This window comes from Candidatus Enterococcus willemsii, from assembly GCF_009933335.1.
Taxonomy (GTDB): domain Bacteria; phylum Bacillota; class Bacilli; order Lactobacillales; family Enterococcaceae; genus Enterococcus_F; species Enterococcus_F willemsii.
On sequence record NZ_MAEL01000035.1, the window covers coordinates 23,353 to 41,111 of the forward strand.

Below are 17,759 nucleotides of genomic sequence, written 5' to 3' on the forward strand. Positions count from 1 at the left end.
ATTACCTGGGTAGACTTCGCACTTTGACTGCTTATCTGCTTTTATTCTTGTCATAGAGTAGCACATTTTTTATGTAGTGACAAGTTTTCGATTCGATTTAGCTATGAAACAAGTTAATTTTTGCGCAAACAAAAGAAAACCGCTAAAATATAGGTATGAAAGATTGCTGAAAGAAGGGGTATTTATGAGTTACGAGGAAAAAATTAACTACAAGCAAGATGGCAACGACGCAATTAATCGGATCTTGTTATCAACTGGAAATGTAAATAAACCGTATATTGTTCGCGACATTGTTTTTGTTGCAGAACGTATTGATGTAGATATGTTTGAAGAAGAACATAATCCAAATATTCTACTTGCCAATATTGCTTATAAATTAAAGGAACAAGCTTATGAATATGGTGCGAATGCGGTCATTAACTGTCATTTTGAACACGAACATGTCAATAAAAATGGTGTCCATGCTTTTGAAGTCTTTGCTTACGGGACAGTTGTTCAATTTACACAATCCACAATCGGTGGCTAAATAAAAAAAAAGAACCTGTCGAAAATGCAGGTTCTTTTTTTATCAAAGTATATCCTTTGATAAGAATGATCTATCCCAACTATACTTTGAATTATAAGTGAAGTCAAACACAAATAAATGACTTCATTGACTTACTTTAAAAATATAATGTGGCATCGAAATCCCACGATACTGTTTAATGACACGTTTGGAGACAATCATCCCGTTACGAATCGCTACATTCATTGATGGTATATTGGTATCTCTGACAATCGATACTACTTCTTTTTCATCCAACACGGTAAAGGCATAATTTTTAACGGCTTGTGCTGCTTCCATCATATAGCCTTGGTGCCACGCATCCGCAATTAAGTGATAACCAATTTCTAAATACGTTTTCCCATCAATGACTTGGTCTGTTAAACCACATTCTCCAATAATTACACCGTCTGACTTTCGTTCGATTGCCCATAGTCCATAGCCTTTATCTCGATAAAGCGTCAAATTCCACTCTAGCCAGTTCAAAATTTGTTCCTCATTAAAAGCTCCTTCATACGCATACATCACTTGCTCATCGCCTAAGAAAGTTTTCAAGATCGCTTCCTCACCGACTCGCCATTGTCTTAAACGTAATCTATCGGTTTCTAGTATCACTTAATAACCTCCTTATAAAAAAACCAGTGAATATGACTTCACTGGTCGTTGGTTAAAAATATTTTTTTGCTGGTTCAACAACTAAATAACGGTAAGGTTCGTCTCCTTCAGAATGCGTCGTAACGTAATCTTTTTTACTCAATGCAGAATGGATTTGTTTACGTTCAAAAGCTGGCATTGGCTCTAAGAATACCGGACGACCTGTACGATCTACTTTTTCGGCTGTTCGTTCGGCTAATCGTTGTAAAATCGCTTGGCGTTTTTCTCGATAATTACCGACATTTACAACCACAGATAATTTATTTTTAGCCACACGATGGATATAAACTTGCGCTAAATACTGCAAGGCGTTCAAAGTTTTTCCATGCTTGCCAATTAGAATTCCTTGTTTTTGTGTTTCCAATTGGTAAATGATTGTCCCATGCTCACGGCTCATTTTCACCATTGCTGGTGCATTTAATTCATTCGTGATATTCGTCAAATACAACGCTAAAGCAGTTAATGCGTCTTCATCATCCAAATCTTCTGAATTGGGTACGGTTGTCGGGGTTACTGCTACTGGTTCGGGTGCTACTTCCACAACGTCTTCTGCAATATCTTCTTGGATAACTTCTTCCAACTCTTCTTCGGTCGTTACTTCAGGTGTGGGAATAGGTTCTAAAGAAACACGTGCAACTTTTTTCCCTAATCCTAAAAAGCCTTTTTTTCCTTCATCCAATACATCTACAGTTACTTGGCTTTTCATTAAACCAAGCGTTTTTAACCCTGCACCAATCGCTTCTTCTACTGTCTGACCTTCATACACTGGCATAAACAAGACTCCTCTCGTTATTTTTTACGTTTCTTCTTAGGGTTTTGTGCTTTACGCAACGCACGTTCACGTTCTTTCACCAAGCGAGCCGCTTCTTCACGCTCACGACGGATTTGGAACGGATTGTTAATAATTAATGTTTGCCCTACTTGGAAAGCATTTGAAATTACCCAATATAATGAAAGGGCACTTGGCAAATTAACCCCCATGACTAAAATCATTACTGGCATCACAAAATTCATAATTTTCATGCTTGGGTTTGCTTCAAGTTGGCTCATACTTGATAAATACGTACTTGCAAAGGTAAAGATTGCGGCCAAAATTGGTAAGATAAAGTACGGATCAGGCTCTCCCAATACTTTTAACCATAAGAAACTACCTTCTCTTAATTCTGGTACGCGAGAAATAGCTTGCCAAATGGCCATTAAGATTGGCATTTGGACAATTAAAGGTAAACAACCCGCATATGGATTCACACCATTTTCAGCATATAATTTTTGCTGTGCTTCACGTAACTGTTGCTGCGTGGCTGTATCTTTTGATGAATACTGCTGTTGCAATTCTTTTAACTTCGGTTGTAATTCTTGCGTTTTACGCATACTTTTTGTTTGGAAGTTCATCAATGGGAATAAAATAATCCGAATGATAATGGTAAACAAGATAATCCCTACACCACGAGAACCACCTAAAGATAACCATTTAATCGCTTCTGCAAAATAATAAACAATATATCGTTCCCAGATTCCGGTGCTATTTGCCGAAACTTCACCTGTTCCACAGGCAGATAATAAGACTACCAATGATACCATACTCATCATTAGTAGGAGACGCTTTCTTTTTTTCACTTAACAATTTCCTTTCCCTTACTTGATTATTTTTGCAAGTTTCAATACATGCATTAAATTCGAGTACACTTCTTGGGAAGACAAAGTTGAAACGGAAGGACGAGCAATCACAATAAAATCCAAGTTTGGCTCAATTAATTCTTTCATTTCAAAGATACTAGCACGAATTTTTCGCTTGACTGCATTTCGCGCAACCGCATTGCCAATTTTTTTTCCTACAGAAATCCCTACACGAAAATGTGGCTGCTCTTTTGGCAATACATAAACCACAAATTTACGATTTGCAAAAGATTGCCCTGTCTGAAAAACTTTTTGAAATTCTTTTTCTTTCTTGACGCGATATGCCTTTCTCATGTCCTGTTCATCAATTCCTTCTACTTAGATACTCACGAACCAATCATACCATAATTTAGGAAGAAGATTCATCTCTCAAATTAAAAAAGTATATAAAAAAAACCACTGAGGTTCAGTGGCTTATGCAGAAAGAACCTTTCTGCCTTTACGACGACGGCTAGCTAAAACACGACGTCCATTTTTAGTGCTCATACGTTTACGGAATCCGTGAACTTTTTGACGTTTACGTTTATTTGGTTGATACGTTCTTTTCATTTATTTCCACCTCCAACAAGTGTTCTGTTATCGAATACTTCACGACATACTTTGATAGTATACCTAGTAGCACGTACTTTTGTCAATAAAAAAATACAAAACCTGCCTATCTTCTTCTATTATTCTTCCTCATATATAAGTAAGTAACACCCATTCTTTTGAAAAAAACGTGATGTTTATGGCTAGATATTTATCCACAATTAAAAATTTCTATGCGAATTTCCCTGTGAAAAAAATTTTACGCAATTCTAGTTATTGGGCAGTTATTCAGGAGTTATACACATACAAACAAGAGGTGAAAAAGTTATACACACGCTGAAAATCTCTGTGTATAACTATCTAAAAATCTTTTCATAGCAACACTTTTGCAATTTCTCTGTGTGTGGATAAGTTTTGATAAACTATTTATATCCACAGGGAATTCTACCTTGTGGATAAGTATTTATCCTTCCTGTTTATTTCTTTTTCATTTTTTATGCACAGTGTGGAAAAATAATTTTTTTTTTTAGATTTTAAGGAGAATCTGTGGAAAACTTTACCAATCCATGATAAATTAGTACTATCTATTTTTATCTATTATTTGTACAGGAGGATTCGCTATGTCGCTTTTAGATGATTTCTGGGCCGAACTGACTAAAACCTTAAAGCAAAAGTTGCCTGCTATTAGCTACGACACTTGGGTGAACACAGTAAAACCTATTACAATCGACAAACACCAATTAATCATCGAAGTCCCAACAAAAGTGCAAAAAGACTATTGGGAAAAAAACTTAGTCGGTATGACTCTTGAAACCTACTTTGGAATGACTGGCGAAGAAATTTTGCCTGTTTTTATTTTTCCTGAAGACGTTGCGAGCTATACAGCACCTAAAAAAGAACCCGTTGAACAAGAAACGACAACGGTGGTTTCTAATAAAACAATGTTAAATTCAAAGTACACCTTTGACACCTTTGTTATCGGAAAAGGAAATCAAATGGCACATGCTGCAGCTTTAGTTGTTTCGGAAGATCCGGGATCAATGTATAATCCCTTGTTCTTCTATGGAGGCGTTGGTTTAGGTAAGACCCATTTAATGCACGCCATCGGTCATCAAATGTTGCAACGACGACCGCAAGCAAAAATTAAGTACGTCAGTAGTGAGAATTTCACGAATGATTTCATTAATTCAATTAAAAAGAATCGCATGGAAGAATTTCGCAATGAATATCGTACCGTCGATCTCTTATTAGTCGATGACATTCAATTTTTGGTCAACAAAGAAGGAACACAAGAAGAGTTCTTTAATACATTTGAAGAGTTGTACAAAAATAACAAACAAATCGTACTGACCAGTGATCGTTTGCCAAATGAAATTCCAACTTTGCCTGAACGCTTAGTTTCCCGCTTTGCTTGGGGCTTATCAGTGGATATTACGCCACCTGATTTAGAAACAAGAACCGCTATTTTACGGAAAAAAGCCGAAGCCGAAAACTTAGAAATCCCTGATGACACCCTTAGTTACATTGCTGGTCAAATTGATTCCAACATTCGTGAACTAGAGGGAGCTTTAGTGCGTGTGCAAGCATTTGCCGCCATTCAAAGTTCTGACATCACCACTAATTTGGCAGCTGAAGCATTGAAAGCTCTCAAATCAAGTCAATCATTGAGTCAAGTGTCGATTTTACAAATTCAAGAAGAAGTCGCAAAATACTATCACATTCACTTAAAAGATTTAAAAGGGAAAAAACGAGTCAAAAGTATCGTTGTCCCTCGACAAATTGCGATGTATCTAGCAAGAGAAATGACCGACAATTCTTTGCCAAAAATTGGTGCTGAATTTGGTGGGAAAGATCATACAACGGTCATTCATGCCCACGAAAAAATTCAACAATTGATTAAAAATGATACGATGATTCAAAATGAGATTTCAGAAATCAAAGGATTACTTTTAGGGTAGTGTGGATAATCTGAGGGAAAACTAGCGAAGTTATCCACACCTTTTCCACAAGTGGATAACTTTATTTAACAGCTTTTTCCTATCTTTTCCACAGTATTCACTGCCCTATTACTACTACGATTCTTTTCTTTAAAATTAATATAAAAGGAGTATCCATTATGAAAGTAACGTTAAATCGTTCAGCCTTTACCCAAGAATTACAAACTGTCCAACGTGCGATTTCATCAAAAACAACCATGCCTATTCTAACTGGGGTCAAAATTGACTTATCAAATAGAGGATTAACTTTAACAGGAAGTAACGCCGACATCTCCATTGAGTCTTTTTTAAGTGTTTCAGATGAAAAAGCCCAAATGACCATCGAAAAAACAGGAGCTGTTGTATTACAGGCTCGCTTTTTCGGAGAGATTATCCGTCGTTTACCTGAAGATTATTTCACAATGGAAGTTATCGAGAGCAATCAAGTCATTATTACATCAGGAAAAGCGCATTTTACAGTTAATGGTTTGGATGCAGAAAGTTATCCACACCTACCAATTGTGGATAGTCATAATCAAATTAAAATTCCAGTTCATGTGTTAACAAAATTAATTAGTGAAACGGTCTTTGCGGTTTCTCAACATGAAAGCCGTCCAATTTTAACTGGGGTTCATATGATTTTAGAAAATGAAAAATTATTAGCTGTTGCTACTGATTCCCATCGATTAAGTCAACGCATCATCCCCTTAGAAAGTGGCGAAGAAGCATTTAATATTGTAATTCCAGGAAAAAGTTTGACAGAACTTTCTCGTTCATTAACGGATGAAGAAGAATTAGTTGAAATCAGTATTATGGATAACCAAGTCCTATTTGAAACAGCATCGATGAAATTTTATTCTCGTTTATTAGAAGGAACCTATCCAGATACCAACCGTCTAATTCCAAATAGTTTCAATACTGAAATTGAATTTTCAGTGCCAGAATTATTAGCTGCAATTGAACGTGCGTCTTTACTATCACATGAAGGTCGCAACAATATTGTTCGTTTGCATATTGCAGATGATGGTGTTGTGTTATATGGAAATTCACCTGAAATCGGAAAAGTTGAGGAAGATTTATCTTATGAACGCGTAACAGGTGATCCATTAGATATTTCATTCAACCCAGATTATATGAAAGCTGCTTTACGTGCGTTTGGTGATACAAATATCAATGTTCGTTTTATCTCAGCGATTCGTCCATTTACACTAGAACCAACTGAAGGTGAATCAAACTTCATTCAATTAATCACCCCAGTTCGTACAAATTAATTGAAATTTTCAACATTTTTGAAAAATGAATGAAACAACTTCTTAAAAGAAGAATTAACCAAGAAGGGCTTAAAATCATTTTTAAGCCCTTCTTTTTATTTTTCTTCAAATTTGCCTAAATGAGATAAAACTTCTCAGAATGATAAATATGCGGATAAATTTGTTTTATTCGCTTAAAAAGGGTATAATAAATGTATATGCCTGAAAACAGAATTGAGGGAAAAAATGAAAGAGAAAATCGTTTTAAAATCAGAATATATGACTCTTGGTCAAGTGTTAAAAGAAGTCAATGTCATCAGCAGTGGTGGCCAAGCAAAATGGTATCTAGCTGAGCAGACGGTTTTTGTTGATGGAGAGCCTGAAAACCGTCGTGGACGTAAGTTGTATGATGGAATGATGATTGAGATACCTGATGAAGGTACTTTTTTTATGGTGAAGAAGGACTCCGCAGATGCGTCTGAATGACATTCAGCTTCAAGATTTTCGGAATTATGATTCTTTGTCCTTGTCTTTCAAAAAAAACTTAGTTATTTTTCTAGGCGAAAATGCACAAGGGAAAACCAATGTATTGGAAAGTATTTTTGTTTTGGCGATGACTCGCAGTCACCGGACAACAAGTGAACAAGAATTAATCCAATGGGACCAAAACCAAGCAGCGATTACGGGAACGGTAGAAAAAAAACATACCAAAGTCCCTTTAGAATTGTATTTAACTAAAAAAGGTCGTAAAACAAAGGTGAATCATATCGAGCAAAAAAAACTGAGTAGTTATATTGGGCAATTAAATGTCATTTTATTTGCGCCTGAAGATTTGTCTTTAGTAAAGGGAAGTCCACAACTGCGACGAAAGTTTTTAGATATGGAAATTGGTCAAATCGATCCTGTATATTTATACGATTTGGTTCAGTACCAAAAAGTATTAAAACAGCGCAATCAGTATTTGAAACAATTAGCAGAAAATAAACAAACCGATGAAGTGTATTTAGAGGTATTAACCGAACAATTGGTGGAATTTGGCAGTAAAGTCTTGTTTGCTCGTCAAAAATTCGTCAAACGTTTGGAATATTGGGCGAATCAGTTGCATCAGAAAATCAGCCAATCCAAAGAGCATTTGGTTATTGATTATATATCAAGTGTTGGCGAAGAGCACTGGGCAAACTTACAAGAAGTACAAACAGCTTTTGTCCAAGCATTAGAGAAAGTCAAACAGAAAGAACGTTTTCGCCAAGTCACTTTAGCCGGACCACATCGAGATGACTTGATTTTTTTTATTAATGGCAAAAATGTGCAGACATATGGTTCACAAGGACAACAACGAACAACTGCACTAAGTGTGAAATTGGCAGAAATTGATCTGATGAAAGAAGAAACGGGCGAATACCCCGTTTTATTATTAGATGATGTAATGAGTGAGCTGGACGATGCCAGACAGTTGCATTTACTGGAAACTATCGAAGGAAAAGTCCAAACATTTTTAACGACGACCACATTGGAACATGTAAAAGATAAAATGACCGTAGAACCACAGATTTTCTACGTGAAACAAGGTCAAGTAGAAGGAGAGAGTGCGGAATGACAGAAGAAGAAAAAATGTTAAATGAACGCGCAAAAGAATATGATGCCAGTCAGATTCAGGTATTAGAAGGATTAGAAGCTGTTCGTAAACGTCCCGGAATGTATATTGGTTCCACCAGTGGTGAAGGATTACACCACTTAGTATGGGAAATTGTCGATAATTCAATCGATGAAGCTTTAGCTGGTTTTGCGACAAGTATCGAAGTGATTGTTGAACAAGACAATAGTATTACAGTTAGAGATGATGGTCGTGGTATCCCAGTTGATATTCAAGCAAAAACAGGGCGTCCTGCAGTAGAAACAGTCTTTACAATTTTGCATGCCGGCGGAAAATTCGGCGGTGGCGGTTATAAAGTTTCTGGTGGCTTGCATGGGGTCGGTTCTTCCGTCGTAAATGCTTTGTCAACGTCATTAGATGTTAAAGTCCACAAAGAAGGCAAAATTTATTACCAAGAATACCGTCGCGGGAAAGTTGTTGCGGATTTAGAAGTGATTGGTGAAACAGATCGCCATGGTACCGATGTCCACTTTATTCCTGACCCAGAAATTTTTACAGAAACAACAGAATTCAACTTTGAAAAATTAGCGACTCGTGTACGTGAGTTAGCATTTTTAAATAAAGGATTGCATATCTCTATTGAAGATCGCCGTAAAGAAGAACCTGAATTACGTGCCTATCACTACGAAGGCGGAATTAAAAGTTACGTGGAATTTTTGAATGCTAATAAAGCCGTTTTATTCCCAGAACCGATTTTCTTAGAAGGCGAACAACAAGATATTATGGTCGAAGTGTCCATGCAGTATACAGATGGCTATCATTCCAATATTCTAAGTTTTGCTAACAATATTCATACGTATGAAGGTGGTACGCATGAGTTTGGTTTTAAAACAGCTTTGACACGTGTTATCAATGACTATGCACGGAAGCAAAAACTGATGAAAGACAGCGATGAAAACTTGACGGGTGAAGATGTCCGTGAAGGAATGACAGCAGTTATTTCAATCAAACATCCTGATCCGCAGTTTGAAGGACAAACAAAAACTAAATTAGGAAACTCTGAAGTCCGGACGGTAACTGATCGTCTATTCTCAGAACACTTTGCTAAGTTCTTAATGGAAAATCCGACAGTTGGCCGACAAATCGTTGAAAAAGGTCTATTAGCTTCCAAAGCGCGACTAGCTGCGAAACGTGCGCGTGAAGTGACACGTCGTAAAGGTGCGTTAGAAATCAGCAATTTACCAGGGAAATTAGCCGACTGTTCAAGTAATGACCCGGAAAAATGCGAATTATTTATTGTCGAAGGAGATTCTGCCGGCGGTTCAGCAAAACAAGGACGTAGCCGTGAATTCCAAGCAATTTTACCGATTCGTGGGAAAATCTTGAATGTTGAAAAAGCCAGCATGGATAAAATTTTAGCAAATGAAGAAATCCGTTCATTATTTACAGCAATGGGAACAGGTTTTGGTGGCGATTTTGATGTATCCAAAGCGCGTTACCATAAATTAGTAATTATGACCGATGCCGATGTCGATGGGGCACATATTCGTACATTGCTCTTAACATTATTCTATCGTTACATGCGTCCAATTGTTGAAGCAGGTTATGTTTACATTGCGCAACCACCATTGTATGGGGTAAAGCAAGGGAAGAATATTACCTATATTCAACCAGGAAAAAATGCAGAAGAAGAGTTGAAGCAAGTGATGGCCTCACTGCCTGCAACGCCTAAAGCAACTGTTCAACGATACAAAGGTTTAGGTGAAATGGATGACCATCAATTATGGGAAACAACGATGGATCCAGAAAACCGCATGATGTTACGTGTGAGTGTTGATGATGCGATTGAAGCCGACCAAGTCTTTGAAATGCTCATGGGTGATCGTGTTGAACCTCGTCGTGCATTTATTGAAGAAAATGCCCACTACGTGAAGAACCTAGATATTTAAGGAATAATTAGTAGCTCCACAGAATGAACAAGGAGGAAAAATTTTGGAAGATAAAAAGAAAAATATTCATGACGTCAATCTGACCAGTGAAATGCGTGAGTCTTTTATCGATTATGCCATGAGTGTCATTGTCGCAAGAGCGTTGCCAGATGTTCGTGACGGGTTGAAACCTGTACACCGTCGAATTCTTTATGGAATGAACGAACTTGGCGTAACGCCAGATAAACCACATAAAAAATCTGCCCGTATTGTAGGGGATGTTATGGGTAAATACCATCCACATGGTGACAGTGCGATTTATGAATCAATGGTTCGTATGGCACAACCATTTAGTTACCGCTACATGCTTGTAGACGGTCATGGAAACTTTGGTTCTGTCGATGGTGATGGTGCCGCAGCGATGCGTTATACCGAAGCCCGCATGAGTAAATTAGCCGTTGAAATGTTGCGTGATATTAACAAAAATACGGTTGATTTTGCAAGTAACTATGATGATACGGAACGTGAACCACAAGTATTACCTGCGCGCTTTCCAAACTTATTAGTCAATGGAACAACAGGGATTGCCGTAGGGATGGCTACTAATATTCCACCGCATAATTTAAATGAAGTGATTGCAGCGATTGATTTAGTCATGGCAAATCCAGAGGTAACGACCAATGAATTATTAGAAGTTTTACCGGGCCCTGATTTTCCAACTGGTGGCTTAGTAATGGGTAAATCTGGTATTCGCCGAGCATATGAAACTGGAAAAGGGTCAATTACTGTTCGTGGAAAAGTTGAAATTACGGAAATGCCAAACGGTAAAGAACGAATTTTAGTAACGGAATTGCCTTACATGGTCAACAAAGCGAAACTAATTGAACGAATTTCTGAATTGCATCGGGACAAACGTATCGAAGGTATCACTGACTTGCGTGATGAATCGTCACGTGAAGGGATGCGAATTGTCATTGATGTGCGTCGTGATGTTAGTGCATCAGTAGTCTTAAATAATTTATACAAAATGACAGCTTTACAATCGTCCTTTGGCTTTAACATGCTAGCGATTGAAAAAGGTGTACCAAAAATCCTTAGCCTAAAACGTATTTTAGAAAATTATATTGAGCATCAAATTGAAGTCATTACACGTCGTACGGTATTTGAAAAAGAAAAAGCCGAAGCTCGTGCGCATATTTTAGAAGGGTTGCGTATTGCGCTTGATCATATTGATGAAATCATTGCGATTATTCGAGGCTCAAACACAGACGCCGAAGCGAAAGCCACGATGATGGAACGTTTCAAACTATCTGATCGTCAAGCACAAGCGATTTTGGATATGCGTTTACGTCGTTTGACTGGTTTGGAACGCGATAAAATCGAAAGTGAATACCAAGATTTATTGAAATTAATTGCCGATTTAGCTGATATTTTAGCTCGTCCAGAACGTGTCGAAGAAATTATCCAAACAGAACTCCACGAATTAGGGCAACGTTTTGGTGACAAACGTCGTACAGAACTACTTGTTGGTGAAGTTTTAAGTTTAGAAGATGAAGACTTGATTGAAGAAGAAGAAATTGTTATTACTTTGACGAACAATGGCTATATCAAACGTGTTGCCAACTCTGAATTCCGCGCACAACGTCGCGGAGGAAGAGGTGTACAAGGCATGGGCATGCACAACGAAGATTTCGTGAAGACTTTAGTCTCTTGTTCAACACATGATACCTTATTATTCTTTACCAATGCCGGAAAAGTCTATCGTGCAAAAGGGTATGAAATTCCTGAATACGGTCGGACAGCCAAAGGGATTCCAGTCATTAACTTATTAGGCATTGACTCGAATGAACGCATTCAAACGATTATTTCGACTTCTGAAAAACCAGAAGAAGGCCACTATCTATTCTTTACAACCAAATTTGGTGTTGTTAAACGTACTTCTGTCATGGCATTTAGCAATATCCGTAGCAATGGCTTAATTGCCATCGGTTTGAAAGATAGTGATGAATTAGTCAGCGTCTTATCAACCAAAGGCGATGATGTCATGATTATCGGTACGCATAAGGGCTATTCAGTAACCTTTAAAGAAGAAGTGGTACGTGATATGGGACGTACAGCTGCTGGCGTGCGAGGCATTCGTTTACGCGAAGATGACTACGTAATTGGTGTGGCAGTGATTCGTGAAAATAGCGAAGTACTTGTCATTACTGAAAATGGTTACGGAAAACGGACAGCAGGTAGTGAATACCCAATTAAAGGCCGTGGTGGTAAAGGAATTAAAACAGCCAATATCACACCGAAAAACGGTCCATTAGCTGGCTTAACGACAGTCAATGGGGATGAAGACATTATGTTGATTACCAATAAAGGGGTTATTATCCGCTTCAGCGTAGAGACTGTCTCACAAACGGGTCGTTCAACATTAGGTGTTCGTCTCATGAAAATGGAAGACGAAGCCAAAGTTGTGACAATGGCAACTGTTGAACCAGAAGAAGTAGAAGCAGAGGAAGTAACAGAAACGGTAGATACACCAGAAACATCAGAAGAATAAATGATAGAATCCGCTCGTTGTGCGTATGACGAGCGGATTTTTCTAATCGTTGCATAAAGAAGACTGTTTCAATAAAAAGATTTTGAACCTGTTTTGCGTATTTAGTGATGAAAATCAAATTCATTCCACGGCAATCATGAGATAAAACTTGCATAGCAAGAGAAAAGCGTGTATAATTTATCTTTGTGAGTAGTCTTAGACGACCACTCTCTGCTCCTAACAAAGATTAGGAGCCAAAGTCCATAGGGAGGTGAAAATCAATGGAAAATACGAAATATGAAATTCTTTATATTATTCGTCCAAACATTGATGAAGAAGCAAAAACTGCTTTAGTCGAACGTTTCGACGCAATTTTGACTGATAACGGAGCGGAAGTTCTTGAGTCAAAACTTTGGGGAAAACGCCGTCTAGCATACGAAATGAACGGATTCCACGAAGGTATCTACCACATCGTTAAAGTATCTTCTCCATCAAGCGCAGCAGCGATCAACGAATTTGACCGTCTAGCTAAAATCAATGACGATATTATCCGTCACATGATTGTTAAAGAAGAAGCATAATTAATTGTTTCACGTGGAACAAAAAATAACGATGAAGGGATGATGAATTTTGATTAACAATGTTGTATTAGTAGGACGATTGACAAGAGATCCAGATTTACGTTACACAGCGAACGGTACAGCTGTTGCAACATTTTCGCTTGCAGTGAATCGTAATTTTACGAATCAAAGCGGTGAAAGAGAAGCTGATTTTATTAACTGTGTGATTTGGAGAAAATCTGCAGAAACTTTAGCAAATTACGCTCGTAAAGGTACTTTACTAGGAGTTACTGGAAGAATTCAAACAAGAAACTATGAAAACCAACAAGGTCAACGAGTTTATGTTACAGAAGTTGTAGCAGAAAACTTCCAATTGTTAGAGTCTCGCTCAGCGAATGAACAACGTCGTGGCAACGATAGTGGGGATTTCGGTGGCAATCAATCCAACAACTTTGGAAACAGCTACAATCAAAATCAATCATCACAGCAACCATCGAACGGAATGCCTAGTTTTGATCGAGATAACTCGGATCCATTCGGGGGTTCATCAATCGACATTTCAGATGACGATTTACCATTCTAAGAAATTTGATAGGAGGGAAATAGGATGGCACAACAAAGAAGAGGCGGACGCAAACGTCGTAAAGTAGACTATTTAGCAGCTAATCACATTGAACATGTAGATTATAAAGATATTGAATTATTAAAAAGATTTATCTCAGAACGCGGTAAAATTTTGCCACGTCGTGTAACTGGTACTGGTGCTAAAAACCAACGTAAACTTACAGTTGCAATCAAACGCGCACGTATTATGGGATTATTACCATTCGTAAGCGACGAAAACTAATTAGCTTATTTCATCCATTTCAAAGGTTAACTTTGAAATGGATTTTTTATATGTCCATAAACAGTGTTTCACGTGAAACAGCTAATCAAATCGCTTAATACACGATTTTGTGTTAAAATAAAAGGTAAAGTTCCTCTATTGTTAGGTAAAAATTGGGTTCAATAAGGAGTACAAAATGACACCAGTAATCGGAATAATTTCATTGGACAATTATGATGATGTAATTGATAAAATGGACGATAAACATATTTCTTATTTGAATACGCTCGTGACAACAATTATCGCAGATTGGGCGTATGAGCATCATATTTTTTATAAGCGAATTAATTCAGAACGCTATTTTTTTGTTGCGGGAACGAAGGAATTGGATAATATGAAAGAAAATCAATTTGCTTTGTTGGCTCGTATGAAAAGTGCAGATATTCGTAGTGATCTGGAATTGACGGTCAGTATGGGAATTGCTTACGGCACAGACTCGACAGAAAAAATAGGTGAAATTGCGCAAAATAATTTGGATATTGCTTTGGCTCGTGGGGGCGACCAAGTAGTTGTAAAAGATACCAATCCAAATGCGAAACCTCAGTTTTACGGTGGCAATACGGATAGTTCAATCAAGCGTACACGCACACGTTCAAGAGCGATGAGTGTTGCATTGAATCGGATTTTTAAAGACAATCAAAAGATTTTTATTATGGGGCATCGTTACCCAGATATGGATGCGATTGGTTCGGCTTTTGGTGTGGCAACCTTAGCACAGTTTATTCAAAAGGAAGCATATGTCGTGATTAATCGCGAAGAGGTGACTGAGGATATTATTCGTTGCTTAGATGAGCTTGAATCAGATCCTGAGATTAATCAGATAGTTATCTCTAGTGAGCAAGCCTTAAAGAAACTAGATCAGAACAGTGTATTGGTGATGGTTGATTACAACAAACCATCCTTATCAATTTCAGAGTCTTTATATGAAGCTGCTGAGAAAATTGTCGTGATTGACCATCATCGACGTGGTGAGGAGTTCCCTGTAAATCCTTTGCTGACTTATATTGAATCCTCGGCGTCTTCGGCTTCAGAGTTAGTTGCAGAACTGATTCCTTATCAGGCAAATAAAGAACACCGCTTAGGGAAAATCGCCGCCACGTTACTTTTAGCAGGGATTTATGTAGATACCAAAAATTTCTCCGTTCGAACAACAGGTCGAACGTTTGATATTGCAAGTTATTTGAAAAATCAAGGAGCCGACGTATCAAAGGTCCAAGAATTATTAAGCTCTGACTTACATGCTTATTTACAAATGAGTGAATTAATTGCGCGTAGTGAAAATGTTTCTGAGGGGATTGTAGTAGCTGTAGGACCTTCTGAAAAAGCGTATGACAATGTAACAGTAGCGAAGACTGCAGATACATTACTATCAATGAATGCCATTCATGCGGCATTTGTGATTACTAAGCAACCTGATGGGAAAATCGGCGTGAGTGCACGGAGTACAGGCAAGATAAATGTTCAATCACTAATGGAGAAACTAGGTGGTGGCGGACATTTTACGAATGCTGCGACACAAATTGAAGGAGAAACACTTGAAAAAGTACGCGAAATGCTATTAAATGAATTAAGAAGACTGGAAGAAAAGGAGCAATCAAGATGAAAGTAATTTTCTTAGAAGATGTAAAAGGAAAAGGAAAAAAAGGCGATGTCAAAGAAGTTCCTACTGGCTATGCCCAAAACTATTTACTTAAAAATAATCTAGCCAAAGAAGCGAATCGTGAAAATATGGCTGCTATGAAAGGGAAAAAGAAAGCCCAAGATAAGCAAGAAGCTGAACTGCTAAAAGAAGCGCAAGAACTCCAAGCATTCTTAGAAAAAGAAGAAACAGTAGTAGAAATTAAAGCCAAAGCAGGTGCTGATGGTCGTTTGTTTGGATCAATCCCTTCAAAACAAATTACCGATGCGTTAAAAGCACAATATAACGTGAAGATTGATAAACGCAAAGTCGATTTGAAACAACCAATTCGTGCGTTAGGTTTTACTAATGTACCAGCAAAACTTCACACAGATGTTGTTGCTACGATTAAAGTACATGTTGTAGGTGAATAAGCGAGATAGGCAGATTTCAAATTATTGGAATCTGCCCTGTGCTTGTTACCGCTATTTAAACGAAATATAGGAGTAGAAAAGTATGAATGAAGTTTGGCAAGATCGTGTCCCACCACAAGATATAGAAGCTGAACAAGCCGTCTTAGGTGCCGTTTTTTTAGATTCCGATGCGATTATTGAAGCGATGGAACTAATTGAACCACGTGATTTTTATCGTCGTGGGCATCAAATTATTTTTCAATGCATGATTGAATTAAATGATCGTAATGAAGCGATTGATTTGATTACCCTGAAAGCAGAAATTGAAAAAGGCAATGCGTTAGAAGATGTTGGCGGTATTAGCTACTTAACCGAACTAAGTCAGGCCTCTCCTTCATCTGCTAGTGTGTCTTATTACGCAAAAATTGTTGATGATAAAGCAACATTGCGTAATTTGATTCAAGCAGCCAACCGTATTGTGACTCAAGGATTTGAACAAAGTGAAGAAGTTCAAACAATTGTGGACGAAGCCGAAAAAGGAATTCTAGAAGTCTCTGAAAAGCGAAACAGCTCAGGATTCCAACGGATTAAAGATGTGTTGGAAAATACAATTGAAAATATTGACCAACTCGCACAAAATAATGAAGCAATTACTGGTTTACCAACCGGTTACCATGAATTAGACCGCATGACTGCCGGCTTGCAAAAAGAAGAATTAATTATTCTTGCTGCACGTCCAGCTGTCGGGAAAACCGCTTTTGCATTGAATATTGCCCAAAATGTCGGAACTAAAACTGACCAAACGGTAGCTATTTTTAGTTTGGAGATGGGGGCAGAGTCACTAGTTAACCGAATGTTGTGTGCAGAAGGCGCTATTGAGGCCAGTCACTTGCGAACAGGTCAACTGACACCCAATGAGTGGGATAGTTTAATCGTCGCTATGGGGACTCTTTCAAGAGCAAGTATCTATATTGATGATACCCCAGGGATAAAGATTTCTGAAATCCGCGCACGTTGCCGTAAACTAGCTCAAGAAAAAGGTGGCTTAGGCTTAATCTTAATCGATTACTTGCAGTTGATTGAAGGATCTGGACGAGAAAGTCGTCAACAAGAAGTCTCAGAGATTTCACGGCAATTAAAAAAATTAGCCAAAGAATTAAAAGTACCTGTCATTGCCTTGTCACAGCTATCACGTGGTGTCGAACAACGCCAAGACAAACGACCAGTACTAAGTGATATCCGTGAATCAGGTTCGATTGAGCAGGATGCGGACATCGTTGCCTTCTTATATCGTGACGATTACTATCAACGTGAAGGCGATGAAGATGAAGATGGTGAAGCACCACAAAATGATAATATCATTGAGGTTATTATTGAAAAGAACCGGAGTGGTGCCCGCGGAACGGTAGAACTACTCTTCATTAAAGAGTACAATAAATTCTCCTCGTTATCACCACGAGAGGAATTTGCCTAACAATAGTTAATCATAGATCGATAAACGGTCTATGATTTTTTTGTATAAAAATTCAAAATAACGGAAATAGCAAAGAACACAATTTGTGTATATTTATTCATTTTCGAATTTCTGTTTTGGAAACGAA

18 protein-coding genes are annotated in these 17,759 nt (G+C 37.8%); 13 read left to right on the plus strand and 5 right to left on the minus strand.

Annotated elements, in window-relative coordinates; translation table 11 throughout:
- Positions 1-184 precede the first annotated feature (184 nt).
- Positions 185-526, plus strand: coding sequence for a heavy metal-binding domain-containing protein (locus BAU17_RS05750; protein ID WP_161901873.1), 342 nt, complete (start codon positions 185-187; stop codon positions 524-526).
- Between the two features lie 123 nt (positions 527-649).
- Here BAU17_RS05750 and BAU17_RS05755 read toward each other — a convergent pair whose 3' ends face one another.
- The 5 genes from BAU17_RS05755 to rpmH form a co-directional block, all read right to left on the minus strand.
- Positions 650-1,159 (minus strand): GNAT family N-acetyltransferase, encoded by a 510-nt coding sequence (locus BAU17_RS05755; protein ID WP_161901874.1) that lies wholly within the window; start codon positions 1,157-1,159, stop codon positions 650-652.
- 52 nt (positions 1,160-1,211) lie between these two features.
- Complete coding sequence (jag, locus tag BAU17_RS05760; RefSeq protein ID WP_161901875.1) at positions 1,212-1,970, minus strand: RNA-binding cell elongation regulator Jag/EloR; 759 nt, start codon at positions 1,968-1,970, stop codon at positions 1,212-1,214.
- A gap of 17 nt (positions 1,971-1,987) precedes the next feature.
- On the minus strand, positions 1,988-2,815 hold the full coding sequence (locus BAU17_RS05765; protein ID WP_161901876.1) for a YidC/Oxa1 family membrane protein insertase: 828 nt from the start codon (positions 2,813-2,815) through the stop codon (positions 1,988-1,990).
- A gap of 18 nt (positions 2,816-2,833) precedes the next feature.
- A complete protein-coding gene (gene rnpA, locus BAU17_RS05770; protein WP_161901877.1) occupies positions 2,834-3,169 on the minus strand; it encodes a ribonuclease P protein component in 336 nt (111 codons plus the stop codon).
- A gap of 120 nt (positions 3,170-3,289) precedes the next feature.
- A complete protein-coding gene (gene rpmH / locus BAU17_RS05775; RefSeq protein ID WP_002293121.1) occupies positions 3,290-3,424 on the minus strand; it encodes a 50S ribosomal protein L34 in 135 nt (44 codons plus the stop codon).
- A gap of 599 nt (positions 3,425-4,023) precedes the next feature.
- On the opposite strand from rpmH, the gene dnaA reads away from it, so the two are divergent.
- From dnaA to dnaB, 12 genes are all read left to right on the plus strand, one after another.
- Positions 4,024-5,361, plus strand: coding sequence for a chromosomal replication initiator protein DnaA (gene dnaA, locus BAU17_RS05780; protein WP_161901878.1), 1,338 nt, complete (start codon positions 4,024-4,026; stop codon positions 5,359-5,361).
- Between the two features lie 158 nt (positions 5,362-5,519).
- Positions 5,520-6,650, plus strand: a complete 1,131-nt coding sequence (gene dnaN / locus BAU17_RS05785) for a DNA polymerase III subunit beta (protein ID WP_161901879.1) — start codon at positions 5,520-5,522, stop codon at positions 6,648-6,650.
- A 225-nt stretch (positions 6,651-6,875) separates the two neighbouring features.
- Entirely contained in the window at positions 6,876-7,115 is a 240-nt protein-coding gene (gene yaaA / locus BAU17_RS05790) for a S4 domain-containing protein YaaA (protein ID WP_161901880.1), read from the plus strand.
- A complete protein-coding gene (gene recF, locus BAU17_RS05795) occupies positions 7,102-8,226 on the plus strand; it encodes a DNA replication/repair protein RecF (protein ID WP_161901881.1) in 1,125 nt (374 codons plus the stop codon). The genes yaaA and recF overlap by 14 nt, the downstream gene beginning before the upstream one ends.
- Positions 8,223-10,172, plus strand: a complete 1,950-nt coding sequence (gene gyrB, locus BAU17_RS05800) for a DNA topoisomerase (ATP-hydrolyzing) subunit B (RefSeq protein WP_161901882.1) — start codon at positions 8,223-8,225, stop codon at positions 10,170-10,172. Before recF ends, gyrB begins: the two co-directional genes overlap by 4 nt.
- Before the next feature lie 43 nt (positions 10,173-10,215).
- The gene (gene gyrA / locus BAU17_RS05805; RefSeq protein WP_161901883.1) at positions 10,216-12,702 is read left to right on the plus strand and encodes a DNA gyrase subunit A; all 2,487 of its coding nucleotides are present in this window, start codon (positions 10,216-10,218) and stop codon (positions 12,700-12,702) included.
- Between the two features lie 260 nt (positions 12,703-12,962).
- Entirely contained in the window at positions 12,963-13,262 is a 300-nt protein-coding gene (gene rpsF, locus BAU17_RS05810) for a 30S ribosomal protein S6 (RefSeq protein WP_161901884.1), read from the plus strand.
- Positions 13,263-13,311: 49 nt separating this feature from the next.
- Positions 13,312-13,824: a single-stranded DNA-binding protein gene (gene ssb / locus BAU17_RS05815; protein WP_161901885.1), complete on the plus strand. Its 513-nt coding sequence runs from the start codon at positions 13,312-13,314 to the stop codon at positions 13,822-13,824.
- Between the two features lie 24 nt (positions 13,825-13,848).
- Complete coding sequence (gene rpsR, locus BAU17_RS05820) at positions 13,849-14,088, plus strand: 30S ribosomal protein S18 (RefSeq protein WP_161901886.1); 240 nt, start codon at positions 13,849-13,851, stop codon at positions 14,086-14,088.
- 175 nt (positions 14,089-14,263) lie between these two features.
- The gene (locus BAU17_RS05825; protein WP_161901887.1) at positions 14,264-15,730 is read left to right on the plus strand and encodes a GGDEF domain-containing protein; all 1,467 of its coding nucleotides are present in this window, start codon (positions 14,264-14,266) and stop codon (positions 15,728-15,730) included.
- Positions 15,727-16,179: a 50S ribosomal protein L9 gene (rplI, locus tag BAU17_RS05830; protein WP_161901888.1), complete on the plus strand. Its 453-nt coding sequence runs from the start codon at positions 15,727-15,729 to the stop codon at positions 16,177-16,179. Before BAU17_RS05825 ends, rplI begins: the two co-directional genes overlap by 4 nt.
- Positions 16,180-16,261: 82 nt before the next feature.
- Entirely contained in the window at positions 16,262-17,632 is a 1,371-nt protein-coding gene (gene dnaB, locus BAU17_RS05835) for a replicative DNA helicase (RefSeq protein ID WP_161901889.1), read from the plus strand.
- Positions 17,633-17,759: the final 127 nt, after the last annotated feature.